Source organism: Stutzerimonas kirkiae (genome assembly GCF_004327335.1).
GTDB lineage: Bacteria > Pseudomonadota > Gammaproteobacteria > Pseudomonadales > Pseudomonadaceae > Stutzerimonas > Stutzerimonas kirkiae.
Map to the genome: position 1 here is coordinate 73,073 of NZ_QJUO01000020.1, position 8,494 is coordinate 81,566.

General features: G+C 60.5%; 6 protein-coding genes. 3 read left to right on the forward strand and 3 right to left on the reverse strand.

Annotated features, from left to right (window positions below; genetic code table 11):
- Nucleotides 1-45 precede the first annotated feature (45 nt).
- The 3 genes from DNJ95_RS12355 to DNJ95_RS12365 all read right to left on the reverse strand — a co-directional run bounded on the left by DNJ95_RS12355 (nucleotide 46) and on the right by DNJ95_RS12365 (nucleotide 2,780).
- Complete coding sequence (locus DNJ95_RS12355) at nucleotides 46-651, reverse strand: DUF4276 family protein (RefSeq protein WP_131185031.1); 606 nt, start codon at nucleotides 649-651, stop codon at nucleotides 46-48.
- On the reverse strand, nucleotides 648-1,853 hold the full coding sequence (locus DNJ95_RS12360; RefSeq protein WP_131185032.1) for an AAA family ATPase: 1,206 nt from the start codon (nucleotides 1,851-1,853) through the stop codon (nucleotides 648-650). The genes DNJ95_RS12355 and DNJ95_RS12360 overlap by 4 nt, the downstream gene beginning before the upstream one ends.
- A gap of 63 nt (nucleotides 1,854-1,916) precedes the next feature.
- Complete coding sequence (locus DNJ95_RS12365; protein WP_131185033.1) at nucleotides 1,917-2,780, reverse strand: YicC/YloC family endoribonuclease; 864 nt, start codon at nucleotides 2,778-2,780, stop codon at nucleotides 1,917-1,919.
- Nucleotides 2,781-3,070: 290 nt separating this feature from the next.
- Here DNJ95_RS12365 and thiI point away from each other — a divergent pair, with 290 nt between their 5' ends.
- From thiI to DNJ95_RS12380, 3 genes are all read left to right on the forward strand, one after another.
- Complete coding sequence (thiI, locus tag DNJ95_RS12370) at nucleotides 3,071-4,579, forward strand: tRNA uracil 4-sulfurtransferase ThiI (RefSeq protein ID WP_131185034.1); 1,509 nt, start codon at nucleotides 3,071-3,073, stop codon at nucleotides 4,577-4,579.
- A 162-nt stretch (nucleotides 4,580-4,741) separates the two neighbouring features.
- Nucleotides 4,742-6,562: a translational GTPase TypA gene (gene typA, locus DNJ95_RS12375; protein ID WP_131185035.1), complete on the forward strand. Its 1,821-nt coding sequence runs from the start codon at nucleotides 4,742-4,744 to the stop codon at nucleotides 6,560-6,562.
- Nucleotides 6,563-6,800: 238 nt separating this feature from the next.
- Nucleotides 6,801-8,483, forward strand: coding sequence for a ShlB/FhaC/HecB family hemolysin secretion/activation protein (locus DNJ95_RS12380; protein WP_131185036.1), 1,683 nt, complete (start codon nucleotides 6,801-6,803; stop codon nucleotides 8,481-8,483).
- Nucleotides 8,484-8,494 lie beyond the last annotated feature (11 nt).

The following is an 8,494-nucleotide window of genomic DNA, read 5'->3' on the forward strand; positions in this document are numbered from 1 at the left end:
TTCGGATAGAAATTATGAGGCCCCGCAATTATCGCTTGTGGTTGTTTAGTGTTGAAGTGGTCGCCGTGAGATAACGTTGGCTTGCCATTCTTTAATTAACTTTCGAAAGGATCGGCTGTTGTCGGAGGCTTGCTGTAAGTCCATTTTCGCGGTGAATGCAGGCTGATCAAGGACTTCGCTGTATGCTTTGCCGGGCATATGAGTCTTTACCCAGCCTTTGGCGTTGCGTGGAGCCTCGGCTTCCACTTTCTCTGTGGCGCATATGGAAAAGCCGCGCACTCCATCCAGTGATTGTGCAGCGGCAATGAACCAGGCTTCAAACTCTCGGTTTGCCAATACAATGGAGAGTCGTCGATGTGGCACGTGTTGTCTGGCCCGTCGGTATATCTCCGCGCCAAGAAGCTTGGGGCAGTCATCGTCTGCGTCCAAGACGACCAGGATCCACCCGTCCTCACCACACTTGGCGGCGGCCAAGAGCAATTGCCGGCGGAATTCTTCTTCTTTTTTCAAGAACCGGTCGCGCCTGACTCGTATTGGTTGCAGTGGATTGACTATCGCCGAAGAATTATGCTCTGTAGCTAACCTTCGCAGTAGAATAGGCAAGGCTGAAACCTCCCCATCACCCTCCACAATTGATGCAATCGTTATCATGGTCGGGCCTCGCCAAACAGATCGGTTTGGGTTTCATGCTGTTGGTCGGTGATTTTACGGTCAGGCTCCAGTTGATTCATTCGCAGCAGTTCCCCGGCTGAAAATAAATGGTCATGCAGCATTTTCCGGGAGGCCTCATCCAAGGGGGCTATTTTCGTTTCTCCGCCTTCCGATATGACCGCTAGTATGGAGTCTGCATCGATATTGTGATCATCCAGTAGGTCGGGGCTATGACTGGTTACCAGTACCTGAGTGTGATTGGACGATTGGGTCAGTACGTCCCGCAGGGCTGCACTGGCGGCTGGGTGTAGTGCTGTCTCTGGCTCTTCGATGCCAATCAGTGTTGGGGAGTAGTCCACGTTGCTTTGCAGCAACGCGGTCAGGACGCCAAGAGCGCGCAAGGTGCCGTCAGACATGTTCTGTGCGAGAAATTTCCAAGGATGTTTGGCGCCGGCCATGTCTTGACGGAATTCAAGTGTCTCCATCGGGCCGATTGCTTTTCGCTCGACGCCATGCACCATGGGCACTATCGACTGCAGATACTCTTTGATGGTTTTCACGCGGTCGGAGGCCACACGTTCCAGATGGCCAATAACGCTGGAGATGTTTTCTCCTACGGGTTTGAGTAAGCGGCCATCCTGTGGCTTCTGCAGTTCACGCATCAACTTGGGGTTAAGGTTATAGAAGCCCATCGCTGTCAAAGCATCGAATACCGGTCGGAATGCGGTAAAGCCGGATGCAGCTACGAGTGCCAGCCGGTCGCTTGTCACGGCAGGGAACGCGGTTTCGCTACTATCATGCAGTTGGCCTTTGGCTGTACGAAAGAATGGCCCTTTGCCAATACCACTAATAACACATTCCTCATGTTGGACCTCATAGCCGCCACTGGCCATTGCTCCAATATCAAAGGCATACCAGCCTTCACGCCCATCTCTGAGGCAGAACTCAAGGCGAATGCCGAAATGCGTCGGATGACCGCTGGAGCGTCGGCGCACTTCATTGAGTCCGCCTCTTTCATTGATGGCATTATCCAATGAGCCGGTTAGGGCATCCCGTACAAAGTGCATGGCATCTAGGAAATTACTCTTGCCGGCACCATTCTGGCCGACAAGGTAAGTCAGCGGGCGCAAGTGAACGTCGCATGAGCCGATGCTTTTGTAGTTGCGCAATATCACGCGCTTTATAAAAGTGGTATGCGACATAAAAACCTCACTGCCTTAGAAATGTTGTAATTCGAGAAAGGATTAAGGTTATGGATAGGCCTCTTACTCTATGTTCTGGACTTGTTCGCGCATCTGTTCGATCAATACCTTGAGGTTGACCGCGGCCTGGGTGCTGCGTGGATCGAAGGCCTTGGAGCCAAGGGTGTTGGCTTCGCGGTTGAGTTCCTGCATCAGGAAGTCGAGGCGCCTGCCGGAGGCTTCCGGGCTCTTCAGGACGCGCCGTACCTCATTGACGTGGGTGGTCAGGCGGTCCAGTTCCTCGGCCACGTCGCTCTTCTGCGCCAGCAGCACCAGTTCCTGCTCCAGGCGCTGAGGGTCGAGTTCGGCCTGTAGTTCGGCGCAGCGGTCGAGGATCTTCTGGCGTTGGGCGGCGAGCATCTGCGGTATCTGTTCGCGCAGGGTGGCGACTTCCCGGTCGATGTTGTCCAGGCGTTCGGCGAGCAGTCTGGACAGCTCCTCGCCCTCGCGGCTGCGGCCTTCGCGCAACTGGCCGAGGGCCTCGTGGAAGAGTTGCAGGGCCTGCTGGTTCAGCGCCTGCGGGTCGACGGCATCGGCGGCCAGCACGCCGGGCCAGGCCAGCACTTCCAGCGGGTTGAGCGGCGCCGGGCTGTTCATCAGGGCGGCCACTTGCTCGGCGGCCTCGATCAGTTGCCGGGCTCGCTCGCTGTCGATCTGCAGGCGCTTGCCGTTGTCGGCGTCGCTGAAGCGCAGGGTGCACTCCACTTTGCCACGGGAAAGGCCCTTGCGCAGGGCATCGCGCACGGCGCCCTCGAGGTCGCGGAAGGCTTCCGGCAGGCGCAGGTGGGGCTCCAGGTAGCGGTGGTTGACCGAGCGGATTTCCCAGCCGAGGGTGCCATGCGGGCCGGCCAGTTCGGCGCGGGCGAAGGCGGTCATGCTGTGGGCCATGGGGCTACCTCTCGGGATCGGGGCGAAAAACGAAGGATTGTGAGGCCATAAGCCATAGTCGACAAGCTGTCAGGGGCACCGCGCAGGGCGATCACGCTATGTCGTTATCCCGGAGCAACAGGTTTCGATAAAGGCGCTGTGAGGCCGGGCGCTGGGCAGAGGATACCCCCTGCCTTCAGCTTTTCGTCCAGATTTCAGCTTTCCTGCGCTCTTTTCGGCTCTTTTCGATCGGTTTCCGCTATACTCCGCCACCCTCTTTTTCGCCCCCTGGCACCCGCGCTGCAATCTCCATGAAGCTGATCGTCAAGGTTTTCCCGGAAATCACCATCAAGAGCACTCCGGTGCGCAAGGGGTTCATTCGTCAGTTGACGAAGAACATCCGCGCCGTGCTGCGTGATCTCGACCCCGATGTGCGCCTCGCAGGCGCCTGGGACAACGTCGAGCTGGATACCACCGTGCAGGACCCGGCCCTGCTCGATGAGATGCGCAAGCGGCTGACCTGCACACCAGGGATCGCGCATTTTCTGGAAGTGCATGAGTACCCGCTGGGCGACTTCGATGATGTCGTGGAAAAATGCGTCGCGCACTACGCGCATCTGTTGCCGGGCAAGGTGTTCGCCGTGCGCTGCAAGCGTATCGGCAAGAAGCATCCGTTCAGTTCGATGGATGTCGAGCGGCATGTCGGCAGTCATCTGCGCCAGCGCTGCGCGGCCGCCGGTATCGACCTCAGGCACCCGCAGGTCGAGGTGCGCCTGGAAATCCGCGACCAGCGCCTGTTCGTCATCCATAGCCAGCACAAGGGCCTTGGCGGCTACCCGCTGGGAGCGCTGGAGCAATCGCTGGTGTTGATGTCCGGTGGCTTCGATTCCACGGTGGCGGCCTACCAGATGATGCGTCGCGGGCTGATGACGCATTTCTGTTTCTTCAATCTGGGTGGCCGTGCACATGAGTTGGGGGTGATGGAAGTCGCCCACTACCTATGGAAGAAATACGGTAGCTCGCACCGCGTGCTGTTCATCAGCGTGCCCTTCGAGGAAGTGGTTGGCGAGATTCTGCAGAACGTCGACAACAGCCAGATGGGCGTGGTGCTCAAGCGCATGATGTTGCGTGCCGCAGCCAGGGTCGCCCAGCGCCTGAGCATCGATGCCCTGGTGACCGGCGAGGCGCTGTCGCAGGTATCCAGCCAGACCCTGACCAACCTCTCGGTGATCGATGCGGCCACCGACATGCTGGTGATGCGCCCGCTGATCGCCAGCCACAAGCAGGACATCATCGACACCGCCCATGAAATCGGCACCGCCGAGTTCGCCAAGAACATGCCGGAGTACTGTGGTGTGATCTCGGTCAACCCGACCACCCGTGCGCGTGGCTACCGGGTCGAGAAGGAAGAGGCGCGCTTCGACATGGCGGTCCTCGAGCGCGCGCTGGACAATGCCCGGCGGATATCCATCGACCATGTGATCGACGAACTGGGCAAGGATATCGAGGTCGAGGAAGTCGACGAGGCGCTGGCCGGGCAGGTGGTGCTGGATATCCGCCACCCGGAGCAGTGCGAGGACGAGCCCCTGCTGATCGAAGGTGTGGAAGTCCGGGCGCTGCCGTTCTATGCCATCAACAACCGCTTCAAGGAATTGGACGAAAACCGCCAGTACCTGCTGTATTGCGACAAGGGTGTCATGAGCCGCCTGCATGCTCATCACCTGCTCAGCGAGGGGCATACCAATGTGCGCGTATACAGGCCCTCCGGGCAGTTGCAAGTTGCAAGCGACAAGCTGCAAGGGAAAAGCGAACAGTCATGAGCACCTGTCATATTCGTCGCAGCGCACGGCGTCGCCGGCATCCCCCCGACCGACCTTTCAAAGGTTTTTGCTTGCCGCCGCGGCCTGACGCTGGCTGCGGCTTTCAACGCTTTTACTTGCAGCTTGCGGCTTGAAACGTGCCGCTAATTTAGGAACTGAATCGTGATCGAAAAACTGAGAAACATCGCCATCATCGCCCACGTCGACCATGGCAAGACCACCCTCGTCGACAAACTGCTGCGCCTGTCCGGCACCCTCGACCGCAAAGAAGCGGAAAACGAGCGGGTGATGGACTCCAACGACCAGGAAAAGGAACGCGGCATCACCATCCTGGCGAAGAACACCGCGCTGAAGTGGAACGACTACAGCATCAACATCGTCGACACCCCCGGCCACGCCGACTTCGGCGGTGAGGTCGAGCGCGTGATGTCGATGGTCGACTCCGTACTGCTGGTGGTCGATGCACAGGACGGCCCCATGCCGCAGACCCGTTTCGTCACCCAGAAGGCGTTCAAGGCCGGCCTGCGCCCGATCGTCGTGGTGAACAAGATCGACCGTCCGGGTGCGCGCCCGGATTGGGTCATCGACCAGATCTTCGACCTGTTCGACAACCTCGGTGCCACCGACGAGCAACTGGACTTCCCGATCGTCTACGCCAGTGCCCTGAACGGCATCGCCGGCATGGACCACGAGAAGATGGACGACAACATGGATGCGCTGTTCCAGGCCATCGTCGACCACGTCCCGGCACCGGTGGTAGACGCCAACGGCCCATTCCAGATGCAGATCTCGCAGCTCGACTACAACAGCTTCCTCGGCGTGATCGGCATCGGCCGTATCGCCCGCGGCACCGTCAAGGCCAACACCCCGGTCACCGCCGTTGGCGCCGACGGCAAGAAGCGCAACGGTCGTATCCTCAAGATCATGGGCCACTCCGGCCTGCAGCGCGTCGAAGTGCCCGAGGCCCAGGCCGGCGATATCGTCTGCGTCAGCGGCATGGACGAGCTGTACATCTCCGACACCCTCTGCGACCAGAACAACGTCGAGGCCCTGCCGCCGCTGACCGTCGACCAGCCGACCGTTTCCATGACCTTCCAGGTCAACGATTCGCCGTTCGCCGGCAAGGAAGGCAAGTTCGTCACCAGCCGCAACATCAAGGACCGCCTGGACAAGGAACTGCTGCACAACGTCGCGCTGCGCGTCGAGCAGGGCGAGAGCCCGGAGAAGTTCAAGGTTTCCGGTCGTGGCGAACTGCACCTGTCGGTGCTGATCGAAACCATGCGCCGTGAAGGTTTCGAGCTGGCCGTGGGCCGCCCGGAAGTGGTGATCATCGAGAACGAGGCCGGCGAGAAGCAGGAGCCCTACGAGAACGTCACCATCGACATCGAGGAGCAGCACCAGGGTCCGATCATGGAGCAGATGGGCCTGCGCAAGGGCGACCTGACCAACATGATCCCCGACGGCAAGGGCCGTATCCGCCTGGAGTACACCATCCCGGCGCGCGGCCTGATCGGCTTCCGCAACAACTTCCTGACCCTGACTTCCGGCAGCGGCATCCTCACCTCGACCTTCAGCCACTACGGCCCGATCAAGGCCGGCGAGGTCACCAACCGCCAGAACGGGGTACTGGTTTCCATGGCCACCGGCACCGCGCTGACCTACTCGCTGGAAACCCTGCAGAGCCGCGGCAAGCTGTTCCTCGAGCCTGGCCAGGAAATCTACGAAGGCCAGTTGGCCGGCATCAACAGCCGTGACAACGACCTGGTGATCAACCCGACCAAGGGCAAGAAGCTCGACAACATGCGCGCTTCCGGCAAGGACGAGGTCATCGCCCTGGTGCCGCCGATCAAGTTCAGCCTGGAGCAGGCGCTGGAATTCATCGCCGACGACGAACTGGTGGAAGTGACGCCCAAGTCGATCCGCCTGCGCAAGAAGTACCTGAACGAGAACGACCGCAAGCGTTTCGAGCGCAGCAAGGTCTGATGAGCAGCGACGAGCTTCGAGCGACAAGCTGTAAGTGAAAAGAAAAGCCCCGCCAGAGTGATCTGGCGGGGCTTTTCATTGGAGCATGGAGTGATCCGGTCGCACGATTGTGTGCATCATTTGTCTATACGACATTTTTTCTGTTACTTTCCGCTACATGGCCAGGTGCCATGTTTTCCGCGACTCGTGTTTTCCCCTGCTTCATGCATGGACGTTATTGCCAACGGATGGTGTTCTCATGCGGTTACTGCTGTATGTAGCCTTGCTTCTGATTTCTTCTGGCGCCTTCTGCGCCGAGCCTTCGCCGGGTGATCTCGACTGGATTCGCGAGCGCCAGGAACGGCTGCTTGAACAGCAGCGGCAGCGTCTCAGGGAGCTGCAGCAGTTGCCTGGCGGCCGTGTCGAGCAGCAGCCGGCGACGCCGGCTGGTGACGAGGCTTGCTATCCGATCCGGTCGATTCGCCTGCAAGGCGCCGATCTGCTCGATGCGCAGCAGCAACGCACGCTGGTGGCACCCTTCGAGGGGCGCTGCCTGGGTATCTCCCAGCTCAATGAATTGCTGAAGATCGTCACCCAGCACTACCTCGACCGCGGTTATGTGACCTCGCGGGCCTACCTGCCCGAACAGGACCTGGGCTCAGGGGAACTGACCCTGCAGATCGTCGAGGGCCGCCTGGAGGGGCTGGACTCGTCCGCCCTGGCCAGCGAGCGCGAACTGGCCATGGCGTTTCCAGGGCACCTGGACGATCACCTGAACCTGCGCGAACTGGAACAACTGGTCGACCAACTGGGGCGGCTGCCGTCGCGTCCGGCGCAACTCGACCTGCTGCCGGGAGAGCGGGTGGGCGGTAGCCGCGTGCGCCTGAGCGGCGAGCCGCTGAAACCCTGGCGTGGGGTACTCAGCCGTCATAATGACGGGCAGTCCTCCACCGGCGTACAGCAATGGGGCGTGGGGCTCGAATGGGACAGCCCGCTCGGGCTGGCCGACCAGATCAGCCTGCGCGGTTCGGGCGATGCCGTCAGCGATCACTGGCGCCACTCATCCAGCCAGGCCGCCAGCTATAGCCTGCCGTATGGCTGGTGGAGCTTCGACTACAGCTATAACCAGAGCTATTACCGTACCCGCGCCGAAACCTCCGGCTATCTCTTCGAGAGCGATGGGGAAAGCAAGCAGCATCAAGCCCGGGCCGAGCGTGTGCTGCATCGCGACAGTTTCAGCAAGACGGCTTTCAGTCTTGGTTTGGCGCACCTGCGTACGCGCAACTACATAGAAAACAGCCTGCTGGAGACTTCCAGCAACCGGCTTACGGAATTCCAGGCGGGCTTCAACCATGGCCGCCGCCTGAACAATGCCTTCCTCAACCTGGACCTGGGCTGGCAACGTGGCAGCGGTGCCCTCGATGCACAGCGCGATGAACGGGCGCAAGGTAGCCAGCCGGTATCCCGCTACAACAAATACAGCCTCACCCTCAGCTATCTGCAGCCGCTGCACTTTTTCGGGCAGGCGCTGAGCTTCGACAGCCTGTTCAATGCGCAGCGCAGCGAGGATGTGCTCTACAGCCCGCAGCGTATCAGCCTGGGCGGCCTGGCTTCGGTCCGGGGCTTCAAGGAGCAGTCGCTCAGTGGCGACAGCGGCTACTACTGGCGCAACCAACTGCGCTGGCGCCAGGCGGTCGGCTGGGCGCCGCTACGGCCCCTGGTACAGGAGTACGGCCTGGCCCTGGCGTATGACCGCGGCGCCATCGCCGGTAACCGGCACAACATGGGCCAGCACGGGCAACTGAGCGGCCATGCCGTGGAGCTGTCCCTGCGTGGCCAGCACCTGTCGGCGAGCCTGACGTTCGCGCACTCGCTGGAGCGCCCCGCGGCCATCGAGCGAGGGGAGCGGCCGGTGCATTTTCGCCTGGATGTTCTTTTCTGATCTGATTCGTT

Bases quoted from the DNA above. Each gene is read 5' to 3' on its own strand.
- DNJ95_RS12355 (WP_131185031.1), bottom strand. From the start codon at position 651: ATGATAACGATTGCATCAATTGTGGAGGGTGATGGGGAGGTTTCAGCC.
- DNJ95_RS12360 (WP_131185032.1), bottom strand. From the start codon at position 1,853: ATGTCGCATACCACTTTTATAAAGCGCGTGATATTGCGCAACTACAAA.
- DNJ95_RS12365 (WP_131185033.1), bottom strand. From the start codon at position 2,780: ATGGCCCACAGCATGACCGCCTTCGCCCGCGCCGAACTGGCCGGCCCG.
- thiI (WP_131185034.1), top strand. From the start codon at position 3,071: ATGAAGCTGATCGTCAAGGTTTTCCCGGAAATCACCATCAAGAGCACT.
- DNJ95_RS12380 (WP_131185036.1), top strand. From the start codon at position 6,801: ATGCGGTTACTGCTGTATGTAGCCTTGCTTCTGATTTCTTCTGGCGCC.